Here is a 17,685-nt window from a genome sequence, read left to right as displayed (position 1 = left end):
TGTCGGTGCTGTCCCGAACGGCTAGCGGGCGCGTCCGTGCGGCGCAAGTGGCTCAGCTCGTGACCCAGGCGATCCAGGCCGAAACGGTGACGATGCTCGCCGCGGTCGAGATCAGGATCGAGGCCGAGACCCGCTGCGGCGAGGTGCCGTAATGCTGCGCGAGAATGAAGACGTTGCCCGCGACCGGCAGCGAGGCCGCCGAGACCGCAACCGCCGCGGCATAAGGCTCGACCGGGAACAGGACGAGCGCGGCAATCGCCACGAACAACGGATGCAGCATGAGCTTGGCGAAACTGAGCCAGCCCGCGATAAAGAGACGCTCCGCCGATTTCGAGGCGAGGGACGCGCCGATGGCGAAAAGCGCGCCCGGTGTCGCCGCATTGCCGAGGATGGTGACGAACTCGTTGACCGGCACTGGCAACGTCCAGCCCGATGCGGCGACCGCGAGCCCAAGGGTGATCGAGACGATCATCGGGTTCTTCACAAGGCCCATGCCGATTGTCTTCAGAACGCCAAGGCTCATGCGTCCGTCGCGCGAGCCTTCCACCAGGATCACGAGAGCCGAGGAGAACACGATAAGATCGATGGACAGAACGAGGATGATCGGCCCGACCGCCTCGTCGCCCAGGAGAAGCGCCAGCATCGGCACGCCGAGAAAGCCGGTGTTGCCGATGGCCGCGCATTGCGCCTCGATCGCCGCGGTCTCGACCTTCACGCGCCGCCAAAACGCGACCAGAAGCCCGACCGCGTAGACGAAGGCCGTGCCCCAAAGATAGGCCATTGCCAGCCAGGCATCGAAGATCTCGGCAAAGGACAGGTTCGCCGAGAAGCGGAACAGCATCGCCGAGAGCGCGAAATAGAATACGAATTTCGTGAGGTACGCGCTGGCTTCCTCGGTGAAGAAACGCGTCTTGGCCGCGCCGTAACCCAGCCCGATCAACGCGAAAAAAGGCAGGGTCTTGAGGAAGATCGCCAGCATGGAACGTTTTTGAGCGAGCTTTCGCGCGGGGTCAACGCGATCCGTTCACTCGGCGAGGATCGTCATCACTTCGTCGAGGGGTTTTTTGCGTTTTGCCGCTTCCGGCACCGTCGCATCCTCGGAAGGGTAGCCAACGGGCAGGATCATCACCGGCTTCTCGCGCTCGGGCCGGCCACACATCTCGTTGAGAAACTTCATCGGGTTCGGCGTGTGCTCGAGGCAGACGAGCCCCGCGTGATGGATCGCCGCAATGAGCATGCCCGTCGCGATGCCGACACTTTCGGGCACGTAATAATTCTTGTAGCGAGCGCCCTCCGCATCGACGCCCCAGCGCTCTGCGAAAACGACGATCAGCCAAGGGGCGCGGGTGAGATGGGGCTTCTCGACGCCCGTGCCGATGGGCTCCAGCGCCTGGAGCCACGCGTCCCCGCCGCCGCCGCCGTAGAACTGACGTTCCTCTTCTTCAGCACCTTCGCGGACGCGCGCCTTCATCCCCGGGTCCGAGATCGCCACGAAATGCCAAGGCTGCCGGTTTGCCCCGGACGGTGCGCTATGCGCCGCGGCGATGCAGGCGCGGATGACCGCTTCGGGGACCGGCGTCTCCGCGTAATCGCGCACCGAATGGCGCTTTTGCATGTAGACGCGGAACGCCTCTGCGGCGGAGAGCGCCTCTTCGGGCGTGAGCTGCACCCGGTCGGGCAGCGGCAAGGGCGTATAGACCGGCTGGTCGTCTTTGGGCATCGGCTCTCTCCTCTCAGCCCGGACGAGAGCCGCTTTTCCCCGCTCCGTCAACCGGACCCGATCAGCGCCCCGGCAGCGAAGACCAGCGCGCCACCGAGGACGACCTGGAAGGTCGCGCGCAGGAATGGCGTCTGCATGAAGCGGTTCTGGATCCACGCAATGGCCCAGAGCTCGATGAAGACGACGATGATGGCGGTGATCGTCGCGGTCCAGAAATGCGGAATGAGATAGGGCAGCGCGTGCCCGAGCCCGCCGACGGTCGTCATCACGCCAGAGGCGATGCCCCGCTTGACCGGCGAGCCACGGCCGGAAAGCTCTCCATCATCGGAGGCCGCCTCGGTGAAGCCCATCGAGATGCCCGCGCCGACGCTGGCGGCAAGTCCGACGAGGAAGGTGGTCCAGGTGTCCTGCGTCGCGAAGGCCGTGGCGAAGATCGGCGCAAGCGTCGAGACGGAACCGTCCATCAATCCCGCAAGGCCCGGCTGCACCCAGGTCAGCAGGAATTGCCGTTTCGCGCCGTCATCCTCGGCGCTGCGGACATCGTCCGGCAGATGCTCTGCCTCGAGCGCACCGGCCTTGCTTTCATGCCCGGCCTCGGCAGCGGCAAGATCGCCAAGAAGCTTGCGCGTGCCGGCATCCTGCGTTCTCCGCGCAGCCTCGTGGTAAAAGCGCTCGGCGTCCCGCTCCATCGCGCGGGCCTCTTCGCGGATCCGGTCGAGGCTGAGGTTCTCGATCAGCCAAACCGGGTTGCGGGAGTAGAAACCCGCTACGTGTTCTCGCCGGATCAGGGGAATGACGGTCCCGAAACGCGCGGTATGCATGTCGATCAACCGCTGGCGGTGCCCATCTTCCTCGGCAGCCATGCCATCGAAAACCTTGGCCGACCCCGGATACTCCTCTCGAAGATGCTCGGCATACATCCTGTATATCCGTGCATCGTCTTCCTCGGAGGAAATCGCGAGCGCGAGGATCTCTTGTTCAGACAGGTCATCGAACCGCCGTCGGCTGGGAAGAAAACGCATGAGAGCACCAGAAATTAGAATAATTCTAATTTAGACGCTCAGCCTTATGGCGCAAGCCCAATAAATGAACCGAACAGTTTAAATTTAACCTTGATTAGTGAACCATACTGTTTAGTTTACTTTTGTCTTTCAACGATGGAGATATCCATGCGAACTCTACTACTCCCCCTCATCGTCACCGTCAGTATCGCCACGGGCGCATCCGCCGGTATTACCGCGCCGCAATTGCCTTACCTGTGGTTCCCGGACAGCGCTCCGACAGAGCCGCAGCCTGCCCAGGACGGCGCGGCGGAGACACGGTAGGCTTTGCGACGTCGCGGCGGAGATTGTTGAAACTGAACCAAGCGGTTTATACTTCTCCTTCGAGCAAGGAGAATTCATGGACGCTTCAGTCGACAAGATCCGCAAGGGCCGGAAATACGATCAGGTGATCGAAGGGGCCCGCGATGTGTTTCTGCGCGACGGCTACGACGGTGCGAGCGTCGATGACATCGCTCGCGCCGCCGGCGTGTCCAAAGCGACGCTCTATTCGTATTTCTCCGACAAGCGGCTTCTCTTCATGGAGGTCGCGCGCCTGCAGTGCCGCCATCAGGCCGAAGAGGCGATCACACATCTCGATCGCGACAAGCCGACAGCGGAGCTGTTCTACGATGCGGGGCGGACCTTCCTCGACATCATCTTCTCGCCGCTTGCCATCCAGAATTGTCGTATGTGCCTTGCGGAAGCGGAGCGCTTTCCGGCCCTCGCCGAGGAGTTCTGGCGCTTCGGCCCGGTTTACTTCGTCGATGCCATGCTGAGCCTCTTCGACCTCGCCATCGCGCGCGGCGATCTCGACATCCCGCAGGATCGACGCGAACACGCCGCGCACCAGTTCGGGGAGCTCTGCAAGGCCGGGCTCTACATGGCGCGGCTTTTCAACATACGTGGCACGGTCTCGGACGACGAGAAGGACGAGAATGTCCGCGACGCGGTCAAGGTGTTCCTTGCGCGCTACGGCACGGCCTGACCGTCAGTCGAGCCGCCGCACCAGCATCTGGTTGCCCTGCGAGCGCTTGGTCTCGAAGACCTTCAGATCCCTGATGAGATCCGACAGCTTGCGCTTGCCATAGGTCCGCGTGTCGAAATCGGGATTGGCGGCGGTCAGATACTGGCCGAGCTGGCCAAGCGTGTACCATTCGTCATCCTGCTCGATCGCATCCATCGCGTTGAAGATGAGATTTCGCGCCTCTTCGAGGCTGCCGGTGGCCTTCGTGTCGCGCTGCCCCGATTTCGAGGCTTCGGCGGCCGCGTCGATGTTCTCCAGGAAGATGAAGCGCTTGCAGGCCTTGCGGAAGGCATCCGGTGTCTTTTGCATTCCCATTCCGAACACCTCGAGCCCCTGTTCGCGCAAGCGCGAGGCGAGGCGGGTGAAATCGCTGTCCGAGGAGACCAGAACGAACCCGTCGAAGCGCGCCGAATGCATCAGGTCCATCGCGTCGATCACAAGCGCGATGTCGGAGGCGTTCTTGCCAACCGTGTTCGCAGGCTGGTGATGCGGCACAAGACCGAACTCGGCCGCGACCTTCGACCAGCCGGACATCTGATGGCTCGAGAAATCGCCATAGAGACGGCGCACAGCCGCTTCACCGAGCGTGGCGATCTCATCGAAGAGCGCGCGCGCGTATTTCGGTGACGTGTTGTCGGCGTCGATCAGCACAGCAAGCAGCGCGGTGCCCTTCTCGTCGGCCATCGGATCCGTCCTTTCCGCCTAAAGGCGTTTCATCATCACGAGAACATCGACGTAGCCGTGTTCGGGATGCCGGAAAGCCTCCGGCAACCGGCCTGCCGTCACGTAGCCTGCGCGTTCCCACGTTGTCACGGCGCGGGTGTTGGAGGCCACGACGAAATTGAACTGCATCGCGCGGAAACCCGTCTGCCGCGCCGCGTCCTCGGCATGGGCGAGCATGGCCCGTGCGAGGCCTTTGCCGCGCGCATCGGAATGAGTTGCGAAACCGGCATTGGCAACGTGGCTCCCCCCGCCCTTCTGGTTTCGCACGAGGTAGTAGGTGCCGAGAACCCTGCCATCGCGCTCGGCCACGAAGACCTGTCGCTCGCCGCCGGTCCAATAGGCAAGCGCGTCGGCCTCGGGGATATCGGGATCGACCGTATAGGTATCGCCCGCGCGAAAGACCGGCATCAGGATCGCGGCGATCTCCGCGTTGTCCGCCTCCGTCGCCGGGCGGATCGCGGTCGGCTCGCCCGCATCGCGGCTGAGCGCCTCAAGAGCGGAGAGCGCACGATCCGCATCTTCTTCCGGCACGAAGACATGATCATGGTTGAGCCCGGCGATGACGTTGCAGGCAATCCCTTCGCGGGTCAGCGCGTCAGCGACCACCGCCGTCAGCCCGATTCCGTCAAGCGCCGAGGTCACGTTCAGCGTGATTTGCCGCATGATGGGACCGGACGGCGCGCCGAATTCCGCCGCTACCTCCACCGGCAGGATCAGTGACAGCCCCTCCGCCTCCCGGACGGTCGCAATCGCACGATCCGCTGCCGCTGCGGCCTCCGGCCCGGCGAAGACGTAGCGGTCCGGCAGCAGCGATGGCGCCATCTGCCGGATCATCTGGTGTGTATCGCGGACGGGGCTGGCCACCGGTCAGAACGTCACGACCGCCCGGATCGACTTGCCCTCATGCATCAGGTCGAAGCCGTGGTTGATCTCGTCGAGCGACAGCGTGTGCGTGATCATCGGATCGATCTCGATCTTGCCGTCCATGTACCAGTCGACGATCTTCGGCACGTCGGTGCGGCCCTTCGCCCCGCCAAAGGCCGTGCCTTTCCAGACGCGCCCCGTGACGAGCTGGAACGGACGGGTGGAGATCTCGGCTCCCGCCGGCGCAACGCCGATGATGATCGACTGGCCCCAGCCCCTATGCGTGCATTCGAGCGCATCGCGCATCACCTGCACGTTGCCCGTCGCGTCGAAGGAATAATCGACGCCGCCGGTCTGGTCGAACTCGGTCTTGGTCATCTCGACGATATGCGCGACGACCGAGCCCTCGATCTCTTTGGGGTTCACGAAATGGGTCATGCCGAAACGTTCGGCCATCGCCTTCTTCTCGGGGTTGATATCGACACCGATGATCTTGTCCGCCCCGGCCATGCGGAGCCCCTGGATCACGTTGAGGCCGATGCCGCCCAGCCCGAAGACGGCCGCGGTCGAGCCGATCTCGACGCCCGCCGTGTTGATGACCGCGCCGATGCCGGTGGTCACGCCGCAACCGATATAGCAGATCTTGTCGAAGGGCGCGTCCTCACGGACCTTGGCAAGCGAGATCTCGGGCAGGACGGTGTGATTGGCGAAGGTCGAGCAGCCCATGTAGTGATGGATCGGCGTGCCATCCAACATGGAGAACCGCGTCGTTCCGTCCGGCATCACGCCCTGGCCCTGGGTCGCACGGATCCGCGTGCAGAGATTGGTCTTGCCCGAAAGGCAGGACGCGCATTCGCGGCATTCCGGCGTGTAGAGCGGGATCACGTGATCGCCGGGTTTGAGGCTGGTGACGCCCTCGCCGACCTCCACCACGACGCCCGCGCCCTCATGGCCGAGGATCGCCGGGAAAAGGCCCTCGGGGTCCGCGCCCGAGCGGGTGAATTCGTCGGTGTGACAGATGCCGGTGGCCTTGATCTCCACGAGGACTTCCCCGGCCTTGGGGCCTTCGAGATTGACCTCCATGATCTCAAGGGGCTTTCCAGCCTCGAGGGCGACAGCGGCGCGGGTTTTCATGGTCAGGCTCCCTATGTTTGTCTGGACCTGTTTTCAGGAAAGGGTCGCTTTATGCAACAGAAGATCATCGCGCTCGGAGCGCTGTTTTTGTCGGCCTGCACGAGCGCTGGAACGCCTCCTGCCGAGCCCGGCCCCGACGCGTGCGGAGCATCTGGATACCAGAGCCTCGTCGGCACGCCACTCGCCGCCGCGGCGCTGCCTGCGGATCTCGATGCGCGGATCATCCGGCCGGGCATGGCGGTCACGATGGATTTCCGCGCCGACCGGCTCAATATCGAGGTGAACGAGGCCGGAGAGATCGTCCGCGTCTATTGCGGCTGAGAGGTTGGCGCGGCAGCTCCGGACTCGACCCCGGAGGCGACTCGGGCTAGATGGAACATATCAGGAACATTCATGCTGCCCGATGCCCAACCGACGCATTCTTTCCCTCTGGTTTCCCCGGCTGGGCGCCGAACGGCTGATCCGGCGTGACCCGGCTTTGGCCGAGGTGCCCTTTGCCACCGTTACCGAAACCGGCAATGCCCAGAGCCTCGCGGCGCTGTCGGTGGCGGCCTCGCGCGCGGGGCTATATCCCGGTCAGCCCTTGCGGGATGCCCATGCCGCCTGCGCAGACCTTCTGACGCGCATTGCGAACCCGCACCGGGAAGCGGCGTTTCTCGGCAGTCTGCACCGCTGGGCGGGCAAGTTCTCGCCCTGGGTCGCGCGGGAAGCGCCGGATGCGCTGGTCATCGACCTGACCGGCTGCGCGCATCTTTTCGGCGGCGAGGTGGGGCTTCTGGCGCAGGTCGAACAGGATTGCGCCGATCTGGGGCTGAGCGTGCGCGCGGGGATCGCCGATACGCTTGGCGCGGCTTGGGCGCTGGCCCGGCATGGCGGTGCGCGGGCCGGATCGCACCGGAGCGGCGATGCGGTCGACCAGGAAGCGCGCGCCACCCGCTCACGCGCGGGCAAGCGGCGGCATTGGGAACGGGGCGGCGCTGCACCCGCGCTCTTGGCACCACCGGGACCGGACGTCACCCGCATTGCCGCGCCCGGCAAGACCTATGGCGCGCTCGCGCCCTTGCCCGTCGCGGCGCTCCGGCTCGATGCCGAGACCGTCGAGGCGCTCTCGCGCCTGGGGCTGCGGCGAATCGAGGATCTCGCGGGCCAGCCCCGCGCCGCTCTGGCCCGGCGTTTCGGCACCGGGCTCGTTGCGCGTCTCGACCAGGCGATGGGAGCGGCGCCGGAGCCCGTCGCTCCTGCCGCGCCGCCCGAGCATTTCTCGATCCGGCTCACCCTGCCCGACCCGATCGGGCTCGAGGCGGATCTGATGGCCGGGCTCGACCGGATGCTGCCGCCGCTCTGCGACAAGCTCAGGCGGCGAGGGCGCGGCGCACGGCGGGTGCGGCTCGAGGCCTACCGCACGGATCAGAGCATGGAATGGGCGCTCGTCAGCCTGGCACGGGCGACGCGAGATCCCGACCGGCTGCGCCCGCTTCTGGCGATGAAGGTGGCCGAGATCGACGCGGGCTTCGGCATCGACATGCTGCGCCTCGACGTGGTCGGTCACGAACCCGTCCACGCCGCCCAGCCTGCCGGGCATCTCGAGGCGGGCCGCGCGGTGAGCGAGCGGATGCGGGCCGATACCGCGCTCGAAGATCTGATCGGACGCCTCGGCGCGCGGCTCGGTCTCGAGGCGATCACGCGCAGGCATCCCGCCTCGAGCCACATTCCCGAGAAAGGCGCGCTGACCCTCGCGGCCGCCTGGTCAGAAGCCGCCATGCCCTGGCCCGACGTGGCGCGCGGGCGCCCCCTCCGGCTCTGGCGGCCCGAGCCGGTGCACGCCCCGGATGCGCCCGATCCGCCACGAACCTTTCGCTGGCGCGGACGCGACATGTCCGCCCGCGCGGCAACGGGCCCCGAACGGATCGCGCCCGAATGGTGGCTCGACGAGCCCGACTGGCGTTCGGGCCAGCGCGATTACTGGTGGGTAGAGACGGACCGGGGCGAGCGGCTCTGGCTCTTCTACGCGCATGGCGGCGCGCTGTCCTCAGGCTGGTTCTGCCACGGCACGGCGGGGTGAGGCCCCGCCGATCAGCTCTCCTGTCCGAGCTTCGGCGCCGCGCGATCCAACACCAGCTCCGCATCCGAGAACCGGAAAGGCGCGCGCACGCCCGGCAGGCCTTCGGGCGCGATCTGCATCCCCCGCGCGACGATCTGCGGATCGGCCATCACCTCGGCAATATCGTTGATCGGCCCGGCGGGCACGCCTTCCGCCTCGCAGGCGGCAAGAAGCTCCGCCTTGGTGAAGCGCAGGCTCGCCTCGGTCAGCCGCCGCGTCAGTTCCTCGCGATTGGCGATGCGGTCGGCATTGGTGAGGAAGCTAGGATCTTCCGCCAACTCCGCAACGCCCAGAAGCCCGCAGAGCCTTCGGTACTGCGCGTCGTTCCCCGTCGCGATGATGATATGCCCGTCAGAGACGTCGAAGACCTGATAGGGCGTCAGGTTCGGGTGGTAGTTGCCCGTCCGGCCCGGCGGGGTGCCCGTGGCGAGATAGTTCAGCGCCTGGTTCGCCGTTGCCGCCACCGCGCAATCGAGAAGCGCCATGTCTAGATGCTGGCCCCGCCCAGTGCGGTGGCGCTGCTCCACCGCCGAGAGGATTCCGATGACCGAATAAAGCCCGGTGAAAAGGTCGGTGACCGCCACTCCCGCGCGCTGCGGCTGCCCGTCCGGATCGCCGGTGATCGACATCAGACCCGACATGCCCTGAATGATGTAATCGTAGCCTGCACGGTGCGCGTAAGGCCCATCCTGTCCGAAGCCGGTGATCGAACAATAGATGAGCCGCGGATTGAGCGCCGAGAGGCTCTCGTAATCCGCGCCATATTTCGCGAGCCCGCCGACCTTGAAGTTCTCGATCAGGATATCCGCATCGGCCACGAGATCGCGCAACGCCGCCTGCCCCGACGGGTCGCGCAGGTCGATCACGACCGAGCGTTTGCCGCGATTGCAGGAATGGAAATAGGCCGCCGACCGCTCGTCGTCGCGATCGATGAAGGGCGGCCCCCACTGGCGCGTATCATCGCCCGCGGCGGCCTCGACCTTGATGACCTCCGCGCCGAGATCGGCAAGTGTCTGACCGGCCCAGGGGCCGGCCAGGATGCGCGCCAGTTCGACGACCTTCAGGCCCTCGAGCGGCCCGCGCGGTGCCGATACGCTCATTCCGCTTCGGCGATCTTCTCATCGAGAAGCGCGGCGAAGTCGTCATAGTTCATGTTCGAATGAAGCTCGCCGTCGATCACGAAGGACGGCGTCGACTGGATCCCGTCCTCGGTCGCGTTCGTGCGGTACCATTCCACGAGGGTCCGCAGCTTGTCGCCATCGGTCAGGCAGCTTTCCAGCTGGTCCCCGTCCAGGCCCGCGACCCGGCCAATCCGGCGCAGCTCATCCGCGACCGCCGCATCGGAGCCTGCGCGAACCCATTCGGATTGCTGCTCGTAGATCATGTCCGTGATGCCGAAGAAACGCTCTTGGTTGCCGCCACACCGTGCCACGAGCGACGCCCACATGCCGTACTTGTCGAAATAGACCTCGCGATAGGTGAATTTCACATCGCCCGTATCGACGTAATTCTCCTTGATGCGGTCGAAGACGTTCTGGTGGAAGGTCGCGCAATGCGGGCAGGTGTAGGACGCGTATTCGATCACCTCGACCGCCGCATCCTCGGCTCCGAGGGTCATCTCCTGAACGCCGCCATCGGCCTGAGCGGCTTCGGTCTCCGTGCCTTCGGCATCCGCGCTCTCGCCGGCATCTGCATTGTCCTGCGCCTGCGCTGCGCCAGGCAGTTCGAACTCGGCCGTGTCCGGCGCACCGAGTCGCTCGATCGCCCAGAAGCCGCCTGCGCCCAGCACCGCTGCGAGTGCGGTCGCGGAAATCATGCGTGTCATTGTCATCACCTTTTGCCTGCCGGATCTTCAGTCCGAATGTCTGTTTCGGGATAGAACGTTGGTTGCCAGCGTTTCAAGCGCAACCCTGAGCCCGTCATCGCCGACATCCTCGGCGGTTCGCCGCGCTGCCTGCCGCACCTCGGGAGTTGGCTCCGCGGGTGCGGCCTTCGGTGCGGGTGTGAAGGCCACTTGCCCTTCGGCGAACCCTGTCGGCGCGGTCTGCGTCACGCGGATCTTCTGGATCGCGTTGTAGCCGTAGACCTGGTTCACGCGGGCGCGGATCCGCTCTTTCTGCATCTCGAGTTGCGGCGCGTTCGCACCGGTCGTGAGCAGAACCAGCGTCGCCCCCATGCCGCCCCGCGAATAGCTGACCTCGACGGGTCGGGCGATGCGGGCGGTATCGGGGCCTGCGATCTCCTCCCAATGGGTCAGGAGGCGCGATTGCGCGAAGCCGCGCGTCTCGGATGCCTTGCGGATCCGGCTCTTGAGGAGGCTCGCGGTTTGTTGAAAGCCGCGCGTGCTGCCCTGATGTCGCGCCATGGTTGGACTCTCCTTCTGGCGCATATACTAGTCAGCCGCAGCGCGAGCACCACCCCGCGCGACAGCCCCGCGATCAGAGGAGTGTGATCCGTGCGTGAGACCGCCGACCCCAACGCGCTGCTCTCCTGGTATGACCGCCATGCCCGGCAGATGCCGTGGCGCGTCGGTCCGAAGGCACGGGCGGACGGCGTGCGGCCCGATCCCTATCGCGTCTGGCTCTCCGAGGTGATGCTGCAGCAGACCACGGTCGCGGCGGTGAAATCCTATTTTCTTGCCTTCACCGAGCGCTGGCCGCGCGTGACCGACCTTGCCGCGGCAGAGGATGCAGAGGTCATGGCGGCCTGGGCGGGACTTGGCTACTACGCACGGGCGCGGAACCTTCTCAAATGCGCGCGGGCGGTGGCGGAAGAGCACGGCGGCGTCTTTCCCGATACCCATGCCGGGCTGATGGCGCTACCGGGGATCGGACCCTACACGGCCTCCGCCGTCGCCGCGATCGCTTTCGACCGCCCCGAAACGGTCGTGGACGGTAATGTCGAGCGCGTGATGGCACGGCTTCATGACGAACACATGCCGCTGCCGCAATCGAAGAAGATCCTGACCGAACATGCCGAGGCGCTGACACCGACCGGCCGGCCGGGCGATTACGCGCAGGCGGTGATGGATCTTGGCGCAACGATCTGCACGCCGCGCAATCCGGCCTGCGGGCTTTGCCCCTGGCGGCCCGCCTGCGCGGCATGGGCGGCGGGCACGCAAGCCGAGCTGCCGAAAAAGGCGCCGAAAAAGCGCAAGCCCATACGCCAAGGAACCGCCTACCTTGTCCGCCGGGTGGACGGGGCGTGGCTTCTGGAGACCCGGCCCGAAACCGGACTTCTCGGCGGAATGCTGGGCTGGCCTGGCACCGATTGGGTCGACACGAGCGAGCCGGCCCCGGCCGAAGCACCGCCGATCCGCGCCGAATGGAAGACGCTGCCCGAGGAAGCGCGGCACACCTTCACTCATTTCCACCTGCGCCTGACGCTCAAGACCGCGCTCGTGCCGATGGATCGCGCGCCGGAACGCGGCGCATTCGTTGCGGCAGAAGAGTTCCGTCCGGCCGATTTGCCGACGCTCATGCGAAAGGCTTTCGATCTCGCCCGCCCGCGCTGATCTGACCTCTTGCGAGACAGGGCGGGGCGCGTATCCTGCCGGGCAAAATCGAGCAAGGTCAAAGGTCTCAAATGGCTGACGGTTCTCTGTCGCAACGTCCGTTCCTTTCGCCAGACAAGGTCTCGCGCCTCTCGGCGGCCCTGCCCTTCTGGATGTCACTCGCGCTCATTCCGGTACTGTGGCTCGGCGTCATGCTGGGCGGCTGGTGGATCGCACTGACCCCGCTGATGACGTGGTACCTGTTCTCCGCGCTCGATGCAGCGCTCGGCGTGAATATCGACAATGCGGATCCCGAGACGGAAGAAAACCAGCTGTTCTGGTATCGCCTCGTCACGCTGATCTGGCTGCCCGTCCAGCTTGCGACCTTGGTGGCGCTTCTCGCCTATGTGCCCGATGCGAGCCATCTCGGCACCGCGGAGAAGATCTGGATCTTCTTCGGCATGGGCGTCGTGTCGGGCACGATCGGGATCAACTACTCGCATGAGCTGATGCATCAGAAGAACAAGTGGGAGCGCCTCTTGGGCGACATCCTCCTGGCATCGGTGCTCTACTCGCATTTCCGATCCGAGCATCTGCACGTCCATCACCGCTACGTGGGCACGCCCCGCGATCCGGTGACTGCGCGTTACAACGAGGGATTTCACCGTTTCTATCCGCGCGTTCTCTGGCAATCGCTCACATCGGCCTTCGAGGCCGAACGCGCGATGCTCGCACGGAAGGGCCTACCATGGACACACCACCGCAATCCCTTCTGGCAGTATTGGGGGCTGCAGGCAGGGTTCCTTCTTCTCGCTGTCGGTCTCGGGGGATGGGCCGGTCTTGGCCTGTTCCTGCTGCAGGCCGGCGTAGCTATCTGGCAGCTCGAGCTAGTGAATTACGTGGAGCATTACGGTCTCACGCGTGAACACCTGGGCGACGGCAAATACGAGCACGTGAAGCCGCGCCATTCCTGGAATGCCGCACAGAAGGCGTCGAACTGGCTGCTCATCAATCTGCAACGCCATTCGGACCACCATTACAAACCCGACCGCCGCTTCCCGCTTCTTCAGAATTACGACGAGGATGAGGCCCCGCAGCTGCCCTATGGCTATCCGGTGATGACGATGGCGGCGATGGTGCCGCCGGTCTGGCGACGCGTGATGAACCCCCGCGTCCGTGCTTGGCGCAAAAAGTTCTATCCCCATGTCGAAGACTGGTCGGCCTATAACAAGCACGCAACGCCGATGCCGCGTTGAAGAATTTGCGTTTCTCCGCAAGCTCACCACCTGACACAAACAAAAAGACCCGGAGCAGACGCTCCGGGTCTTTCTAGTTGGTTGCCTTCAAACGCCTCAGTGCAGCTTAGCACCGACCGTGTCGATGGACTGATCGACGAGCTTGGCCTTGTCCTTCGCGCCGAGTTCTTTCGCCACCACTTCCCGTGCAGCGGCAGTGGCCACGACGATGGCGCGGTCGCGGACTTCCTTGACGGCCTGGCTTTCCGCCGAGGCGATCTGGTCTTCAGCGGCAGCGATGCGGCGCTCGATGGAGCGTTGCAGGTCTTCTTTCGCTTGTTCCGCATTGGCCTTCGCGTCTTCGCGCGCCTTTGCGACGATGCGATCGGCCTGTTCCTGCACTTCGCGCTGCTTGCGCTCGTAGCTGGCCAGAAGGCTCTGCGCTTCCTCGCGGATACCGCGGGCTTCGTCGAGCTCGGACTGGATGCCGGACGCCCGGTCGTCGAGCATTTTGCCCAACATGCCCGGCACCTTGAAGTAGACGAGCACGCCAAGGAACACGAGGAATGCCAGAAGCACCACGAAATCGGTGTTCGACAGCGAGAAGAACACGTCACCCGCCGCGAAGGAGGGAGTCGCGATCACGCTGGCGGTTGCGGTGAGTGTCAGCAGTTTCTTCATCGCGCTCACCCCTTGATCCGGTCGTCGACAGCCTTGTCGATTTCGCCCTGGTTCGCCGAGACGCCCAGCGCAGCCACGAGAGCGGCGGCGGTGTCTTTGGCGACGGCTTCGACATTCGACAGTGCCGACGCGCGGATCTCTTCGATCTGCTTCGTCGATTCAGCCGTCTTGGCGGCGATCTCGGCGTCGGCCTTGGCTTGAGCCTCAGCGACCTGTCCCTTGATCTCCTCGCGGGTCTGATCCGCGATCTTCTGCGCCTCGGCGCGTGCGTCGGCGAGAGCCTTCTCATAGGCCTCTTCCGCCTCGGCTGCCTGTTTCTTCAGGTCTTCCGCCTTGGCGAGGTCGTTGGTGATCGTCCCCTGACGCTCAGCGAGGACAGCCGCGATGCGCGGCAGCGCGATGCGCGACAGGATGAAATAGATCACGACAAGCGTGACGATCAGCCAGAAAATCTGGTTGCCGAAGGTCGAGAAATCGAGCTGCGGCATGCCCGGCGCGGTCTCGGGGCTGGTTGCAAGCCCTTCGCCGGCTGCGGCAGTTGTTTCGGTCGCCATTGCGCCCTCCGTCAGGCTTCTCAATCAATCAGCGGGCGGGCCGAAAAGGGTCCGGTCCCGCCCGTCGCGTAAGGATTGTTAGGCCCGTGTCTTAGACGGCGAACATCAGCAGCAGAGCGACGAGGAACGAGAAGATGCCCAGCGCTTCTGCGAATGCGATGCCGATGAAGAGGGTCGCGGTCTGCGACGCTGCGGCGGAGGGGTTGCGCAGAGCGCCGGCAAGGTAGTTGCCAGCGACGTTGCCCACACCGATGGCCGAGCCGCCCATGCCCATGCATGCGAGACCGGCACCGATGAATGCACCCATTTGAACGATATCGCCTTCCATGATCTTTCTCCTTACGATGGAATTGCGTGAATTAGCGCCGGACGGGTCAAGCCCCGCCGCAGCATCAGTGATGCGGATGAAGCGCGTCCTTGAGGTAGACGCAGGTCAGGATCGTGAAGACATACGCCTGAATGAAGGACACCAGCACTTCGAGGCCATACATCGCCGTGATGGCCAGGATCGACAGCGGCGAAATCGCCGCGATTGCCGCGAAGCCCGCGAAGACTTTGATCACCGCGTGACCGGCCATCATGTTGCCGGCAAGACGGATGGAGTGGCTGACGGGGCGGACGAAATACGAGATGATCTCGATGATCGCGAGAACCGGCCGCAGCGCCAATGGGGCCGAGCTTACCCAGAACAGAGACAGGAACGACGCGCCGTTGATGACGAAGCCAAGGACCGTCACCGTGAGGAACACCGCCATCGCGAGCACCGCGGTTACAGCGATATGCGAGGTGGTGGTGAAGGCCATCGGGATGAGCCCGAGGAAGTTCGCCAGCACGATGAACATGAACAGCGTCATGATGTAGGGGAAGTACTTCACGCCTTCCTTGCCGGTCACGTCCTCGACCATCTTGTAGATGAAGCCGTAGGCGAGCTCCGCGATCGACTGGGCGCGCGAGGGCACGATCGCGCGGCGGCTCGTGCCGACGACCAGAAGACCGATCACTGCCAGAACGGTGATCGCCATCCACAGCGTTACGTTGGTGATCGTGAACATGTTCACCGCGCCGTCCCCGAACAGCGGGGAGACGATGAACTGATCCATCGGGTGGAAGACCAGGCCGCCTTCTTCTGCACCATTGGCTTCAGTCGCCATGCTCGTCCCTCTCGTTCTCTTCGGCCGCTTCGGCCAGACGTTGGTCCTGGATCTCGCGCGCCGAGCGGATCATCACGTTCACGCCCGCCGCGAAACCCAGCAATGTGAAGAGCACCAGAAACAAGGGGCGCGTCCCGAGCGCCGCGTCGATCCCGTATCCGATGCCGAAGCCGATCCCGAGTCCCGCGACCAGCTCGATAACCATGCGCCAGGCGAGATGAGCCTGGCTGTAATGCTCCTCCTGGTGGCGCTTGGGCGGCTCTTTGGCCGCTTTCATCGCCGCGATCTTGGCGTCGAGCGCCGCCATCCGCCGCTGTCTGTCGTGGTCTTCCACGTCTGCGAGCCCCGTTCGGAGTTTGGCAAGGTGCTATGCGCCGCCCGGCTCCGAGTCAAGCGGCAGGCCGCCGCAGGCTTGGCGCGCGCAAGCAATTGATTTCATTATATTCCATGAGGGCTCGGCGCTGTGGCTCAGGACCTTCAAGCGCCTTCGAGCGTGCAATGCGGCCCGAAAGCCATATTCAACCGGCAAGTTGACTATGGCGCGGCAGCCGCTTGACCGGACCTGCGTTTCGCGCCCATGTGCCGGGTCATGGCGCATGATCTCGACCTCGTCTTCGCGGCACTCGCCGATCCGACCCGACGCCGCATCCTTGCGATGCTGCTCGAAGACGACATGGCCGTCACCGATGTCGCCGAGCCGTTCGAGATGTCGCTGGCCGCGATCTCCAAGCACCTGGCGATCCTCGCGGGCGCCGGTCTTATCACGCAGGAGAAGCGCGGGCGGGTGAAATGGTGCCAGCTCGAACCCGGCGCATTGCGAGAGGCAGCGATCTGGATGCAGAGCTTCGGTCAGATCGAGCCGATCAACCTCGACGCTTTCGAGCGGTTTCTCGAAACCGAACTCATCCGCGAAGACGCCAGCCTGGGCGAATGAGCTGCCTCAGGCGAGGCCGCGCTCGGCGACGTAAGCCTTGAGGTGCTTCAGGAAGGCTTGAACCTTCGCGGTGCGGTGCAGGTCCACATGGGTGACGAGCCAGGTATCCGAAACCCAATCCTCGAGCGAGGGCATGATCTCCACGAGGTTCTCATCCACCTCGGCGACCCGCTCGGCGACGAAACCGATGCCGACGCCATCCATCACCGCGCGCTCGATCACGCGGCTATCGCCAGCGCGGAACACGACCCGCTCGCGCGGGATGTTCTCTTTCATCCACCGGAAAAAGGGAGCGCGGTTGTCGATATTGTCCGGGCCGACGAAGCGGTGCTCGAGCAGCTCTTCGGACGTCGTGGGCCGCCCGTGCGTCTCGACATAGGATTGCGAGGCATAAAGCGCGACATACGCCTTCATGAACGATTGCACGACATTGTCCGGCTCGTCGGGCTTCGGCCCGGCGCGCAATGCGACATGCGCTTCGCCGTATTCGAGCCGGAACACCCGATCATCGGTCAGGTAGCGCACCGTCACTTCGGGATGGGCGGTCTGGAAGGACGCGATGGCCGGCACGAGAAGCGGTGAGAAATTGATGAGCGAAGTCACCACGAGTTCGCCCGACACTTCCGAGCCCTGACCCTTGATCCGGCTCGAGAGCTGCTGGAATTGCTCATCGGTCGATTGTGCGACGCGCAACAGATCCTGACCGGCCTCGGTCGGCGTGTACCCGCGCGCGTGCCGTTGGAACAGCTTCACGCCAAGCCGGCCTTCGAGCGCGTCGATATGCCGGATCACCGTTGCATGGTGCACGCCGAGCGCATCCGCCGCGCCCGACACCGTCCCCATGCGCGCAACCTGAAAGGCCGTGCGGACCTCGTCCCAGTTTTCCATTGGCGCGGGCTCCGTGTTTTGTGCGTGGTTTCACAGTTTTCGCGGAAAATTCGTCATAAGGTGCAATTTTGCAAGGCGCATTCGCGTGAGCCCGTCGCCTCGGACCCCGCCCCGCTTGACTCGTGAGGCCCGCGCGCGTA

General features: G+C 64.7%; 22 protein-coding genes. 7 read left to right on the top strand and 15 right to left on the bottom strand.

Annotation, left to right across the window (positions count from 1 at the left end):
• Window positions 1-52: 52 nt before the first annotated feature.
• From BM171_RS11715 to mbfA, 3 genes are read right to left on the bottom strand one after another with little or no spacing between them, the layout of a single operon-like run.
• Window positions 53-979: an AEC family transporter gene (locus BM171_RS11715; RefSeq protein ID WP_093012288.1), complete on the bottom strand. Its 927-nt coding sequence runs from the start codon at window positions 977-979 to the stop codon at window positions 53-55.
• 45 nt (window positions 980-1,024) lie between these two features.
• Entirely contained in the window at window positions 1,025-1,720 is a 696-nt protein-coding gene (locus BM171_RS11710; protein WP_093012285.1) for a nitroreductase family protein, read from the bottom strand.
• A gap of 47 nt (window positions 1,721-1,767) precedes the next feature.
• Window positions 1,768-2,742, bottom strand: coding sequence for an iron exporter MbfA (mbfA, locus tag BM171_RS11705; protein WP_093012282.1), 975 nt, complete (start codon window positions 2,740-2,742; stop codon window positions 1,768-1,770).
• Between the two features lie 147 nt (window positions 2,743-2,889).
• Between mbfA and BM171_RS18930 the strand changes: the two genes are divergently transcribed.
• Together BM171_RS18930 and BM171_RS11700 are read left to right on the top strand one after the other, a co-directional pair.
• Window positions 2,890-3,045, top strand: a complete 156-nt coding sequence (locus tag BM171_RS18930) for a hypothetical protein (protein WP_172974889.1) — start codon at window positions 2,890-2,892, stop codon at window positions 3,043-3,045.
• A 76-nt stretch (window positions 3,046-3,121) separates the two neighbouring features.
• Complete coding sequence (locus tag BM171_RS11700; protein WP_093012279.1) at window positions 3,122-3,748, top strand: TetR/AcrR family transcriptional regulator; 627 nt, start codon at window positions 3,122-3,124, stop codon at window positions 3,746-3,748.
• A gap of 3 nt (window positions 3,749-3,751) precedes the next feature.
• Here BM171_RS11700 and BM171_RS11695 read toward each other — a convergent pair whose 3' ends face one another.
• Genes BM171_RS11695 through BM171_RS11685 form a run of 3 tightly spaced genes read right to left on the bottom strand, consistent with a single transcriptional unit; the run spans window position 3,752 to window position 6,508 of the window.
• Window positions 3,752-4,471, bottom strand: a complete 720-nt coding sequence (locus BM171_RS11695; RefSeq protein ID WP_093012276.1) for an NYN domain-containing protein — start codon at window positions 4,469-4,471, stop codon at window positions 3,752-3,754.
• Between the two features lie 18 nt (window positions 4,472-4,489).
• Window positions 4,490-5,374 carry a GNAT family N-acetyltransferase gene (locus BM171_RS19390; RefSeq protein WP_342741992.1) on the bottom strand — a complete coding sequence of 295 codons (885 nt, stop codon included), beginning with the start codon at window positions 5,372-5,374 and terminating at the stop codon, window positions 4,490-4,492.
• 3 nt (window positions 5,375-5,377) lie between these two features.
• Complete coding sequence (locus BM171_RS11685; RefSeq protein WP_093012270.1) at window positions 5,378-6,508, bottom strand: S-(hydroxymethyl)glutathione dehydrogenase/class III alcohol dehydrogenase; 1,131 nt, start codon at window positions 6,506-6,508, stop codon at window positions 5,378-5,380.
• 51 nt (window positions 6,509-6,559) lie between these two features.
• Between BM171_RS11685 and BM171_RS11680 the strand changes: the two genes are divergently transcribed.
• Complete coding sequence (locus BM171_RS11680) at window positions 6,560-6,829, top strand: I78 family peptidase inhibitor (protein WP_093012267.1); 270 nt, start codon at window positions 6,560-6,562, stop codon at window positions 6,827-6,829.
• Between the two features lie 82 nt (window positions 6,830-6,911).
• Window positions 6,912-8,570 carry a Y-family DNA polymerase gene (locus BM171_RS11675; protein WP_093012264.1) on the top strand — a complete coding sequence of 553 codons (1,659 nt, stop codon included), beginning with the start codon at window positions 6,912-6,914 and terminating at the stop codon, window positions 8,568-8,570.
• An 11-nt stretch (window positions 8,571-8,581) separates the two neighbouring features.
• Here the strand turns inward: BM171_RS11675 and BM171_RS11670 are convergent, their stop codons facing one another.
• Genes BM171_RS11670 through BM171_RS11660 form a run of 3 tightly spaced genes read right to left on the bottom strand, consistent with a single transcriptional unit; the run spans window position 8,582 to window position 10,974 of the window.
• Entirely contained in the window at window positions 8,582-9,709 is a 1,128-nt protein-coding gene (locus BM171_RS11670; RefSeq protein WP_093012261.1) for a CaiB/BaiF CoA transferase family protein, read from the bottom strand.
• Window positions 9,706-10,434, bottom strand: a complete 729-nt coding sequence (locus BM171_RS11665; protein ID WP_093012382.1) for a DsbA family protein — start codon at window positions 10,432-10,434, stop codon at window positions 9,706-9,708. Before BM171_RS11665 ends, BM171_RS11670 begins: the two co-directional genes overlap by 4 nt.
• A gap of 27 nt (window positions 10,435-10,461) precedes the next feature.
• Window positions 10,462-10,974, bottom strand: coding sequence for a DUF721 domain-containing protein (locus BM171_RS11660; protein ID WP_093012258.1), 513 nt, complete (start codon window positions 10,972-10,974; stop codon window positions 10,462-10,464).
• A 90-nt stretch (window positions 10,975-11,064) separates the two neighbouring features.
• Here BM171_RS11660 and mutY point away from each other — a divergent pair, with 90 nt between their 5' ends.
• Window positions 11,065-12,123: an A/G-specific adenine glycosylase gene (mutY, locus tag BM171_RS11655; RefSeq protein WP_093012255.1), complete on the top strand. Its 1,059-nt coding sequence runs from the start codon at window positions 11,065-11,067 to the stop codon at window positions 12,121-12,123.
• A gap of 71 nt (window positions 12,124-12,194) precedes the next feature.
• Window positions 12,195-13,358 carry an alkane 1-monooxygenase gene (locus tag BM171_RS11650; RefSeq protein WP_093012252.1) on the top strand — a complete coding sequence of 388 codons (1,164 nt, stop codon included), beginning with the start codon at window positions 12,195-12,197 and terminating at the stop codon, window positions 13,356-13,358.
• Window positions 13,359-13,454: 96 nt separating this feature from the next.
• On the opposite strand, the gene BM171_RS11645 is transcribed toward BM171_RS11650, so the two are convergent.
• The 5 genes from BM171_RS11645 to BM171_RS11625 form a co-directional block, all read right to left on the bottom strand.
• A complete protein-coding gene (locus BM171_RS11645) occupies window positions 13,455-14,018 on the bottom strand; it encodes a F0F1 ATP synthase subunit B (protein WP_093012379.1) in 564 nt (187 codons plus the stop codon).
• 5 nt (window positions 14,019-14,023) lie between these two features.
• Entirely contained in the window at window positions 14,024-14,572 is a 549-nt protein-coding gene (locus tag BM171_RS11640) for a F0F1 ATP synthase subunit B' (protein ID WP_093012248.1), read from the bottom strand.
• 91 nt (window positions 14,573-14,663) lie between these two features.
• Complete coding sequence (locus tag BM171_RS11635; protein WP_093012245.1) at window positions 14,664-14,900, bottom strand: F0F1 ATP synthase subunit C; 237 nt, start codon at window positions 14,898-14,900, stop codon at window positions 14,664-14,666.
• A 64-nt stretch (window positions 14,901-14,964) separates the two neighbouring features.
• A complete protein-coding gene (locus BM171_RS11630; protein ID WP_093012242.1) occupies window positions 14,965-15,723 on the bottom strand; it encodes a F0F1 ATP synthase subunit A in 759 nt (252 codons plus the stop codon).
• Complete coding sequence (locus BM171_RS11625) at window positions 15,713-16,057, bottom strand: AtpZ/AtpI family protein (protein ID WP_093012239.1); 345 nt, start codon at window positions 16,055-16,057, stop codon at window positions 15,713-15,715. Before BM171_RS11625 ends, BM171_RS11630 begins: the two co-directional genes overlap by 11 nt.
• Window positions 16,058-16,312: 255 nt before the next feature.
• Between BM171_RS11625 and BM171_RS11620 the strand changes: the two genes are divergently transcribed.
• Complete coding sequence (locus BM171_RS11620) at window positions 16,313-16,657, top strand: ArsR/SmtB family transcription factor (protein WP_093012236.1); 345 nt, start codon at window positions 16,313-16,315, stop codon at window positions 16,655-16,657.
• A gap of 6 nt (window positions 16,658-16,663) precedes the next feature.
• Here BM171_RS11620 and BM171_RS11615 read toward each other — a convergent pair whose 3' ends face one another.
• Complete coding sequence (locus tag BM171_RS11615) at window positions 16,664-17,545, bottom strand: LysR family transcriptional regulator (protein ID WP_093012233.1); 882 nt, start codon at window positions 17,543-17,545, stop codon at window positions 16,664-16,666.
• Between the last annotated feature and the right edge of the window lie 140 nt (window positions 17,546-17,685).

The sequence above is a fragment of the Roseivivax halotolerans genome (genome assembly GCF_900115815.1).
Taxonomy (GTDB): domain Bacteria; phylum Pseudomonadota; class Alphaproteobacteria; order Rhodobacterales; family Rhodobacteraceae; genus Roseivivax; species Roseivivax halotolerans.
Note: the sequence above shows the minus strand (reverse complement) of the source record. Positions and strands in the feature narration are given on the sequence as shown.

Excerpts from the sequence above, each read along its gene's own strand:
- BM171_RS11670 (WP_093012261.1), bottom strand. The coding sequence starts at position 9,709 with ATGAGCGTATCGGCACCGCGCGGGCCGCTCGAGGGCCTGAAGGTCGTC.
- BM171_RS11675 (WP_093012264.1), top strand. The coding sequence starts at position 6,912 with ATGCCCAACCGACGCATTCTTTCCCTCTGGTTTCCCCGGCTGGGCGCC.
- BM171_RS11630 (WP_093012242.1), bottom strand. The coding sequence starts at position 15,723 with ATGGCGACTGAAGCCAATGGTGCAGAAGAAGGCGGCCTGGTCTTCCAC.
- BM171_RS11660 (WP_093012258.1), bottom strand. The coding sequence starts at position 10,974 with ATGGCGCGACATCAGGGCAGCACGCGCGGCTTTCAACAAACCGCGAGC.
- BM171_RS11710 (WP_093012285.1), bottom strand. The coding sequence starts at position 1,720 with ATGCCCAAAGACGACCAGCCGGTCTATACGCCCTTGCCGCTGCCCGAC.
- BM171_RS11685 (WP_093012270.1), bottom strand. The coding sequence starts at position 6,508 with ATGAAAACCCGCGCCGCTGTCGCCCTCGAGGCTGGAAAGCCCCTTGAG.
- BM171_RS11715 (WP_093012288.1), bottom strand. The coding sequence starts at position 979 with ATGCTGGCGATCTTCCTCAAGACCCTGCCTTTTTTCGCGTTGATCGGG.
- BM171_RS11620 (WP_093012236.1), top strand. The coding sequence starts at position 16,313 with ATGGCGCATGATCTCGACCTCGTCTTCGCGGCACTCGCCGATCCGACC.
- BM171_RS11665 (WP_093012382.1), bottom strand. The coding sequence starts at position 10,434 with ATGACACGCATGATTTCCGCGACCGCACTCGCAGCGGTGCTGGGCGCA.
- BM171_RS11700 (WP_093012279.1), top strand. The coding sequence starts at position 3,122 with ATGGACGCTTCAGTCGACAAGATCCGCAAGGGCCGGAAATACGATCAG.
- BM171_RS18930 (WP_172974889.1), top strand. The coding sequence starts at position 2,890 with ATGCGAACTCTACTACTCCCCCTCATCGTCACCGTCAGTATCGCCACG.
- BM171_RS11615 (WP_093012233.1), bottom strand. The coding sequence starts at position 17,545 with ATGGAAAACTGGGACGAGGTCCGCACGGCCTTTCAGGTTGCGCGCATG.
- BM171_RS11640 (WP_093012248.1), bottom strand. The coding sequence starts at position 14,572 with ATGGCGACCGAAACAACTGCCGCAGCCGGCGAAGGGCTTGCAACCAGC.
- BM171_RS11650 (WP_093012252.1), top strand. The coding sequence starts at position 12,195 with ATGGCTGACGGTTCTCTGTCGCAACGTCCGTTCCTTTCGCCAGACAAG.
- BM171_RS11695 (WP_093012276.1), bottom strand. The coding sequence starts at position 4,471 with ATGGCCGACGAGAAGGGCACCGCGCTGCTTGCTGTGCTGATCGACGCC.
- mbfA (WP_093012282.1), bottom strand. The coding sequence starts at position 2,742 with ATGCGTTTTCTTCCCAGCCGACGGCGGTTCGATGACCTGTCTGAACAA.
- BM171_RS11635 (WP_093012245.1), bottom strand. The coding sequence starts at position 14,900 with ATGGAAGGCGATATCGTTCAAATGGGTGCATTCATCGGTGCCGGTCTC.
- BM171_RS11645 (WP_093012379.1), bottom strand. The coding sequence starts at position 14,018 with ATGAAGAAACTGCTGACACTCACCGCAACCGCCAGCGTGATCGCGACT.
- BM171_RS11680 (WP_093012267.1), top strand. The coding sequence starts at position 6,560 with ATGCAACAGAAGATCATCGCGCTCGGAGCGCTGTTTTTGTCGGCCTGC.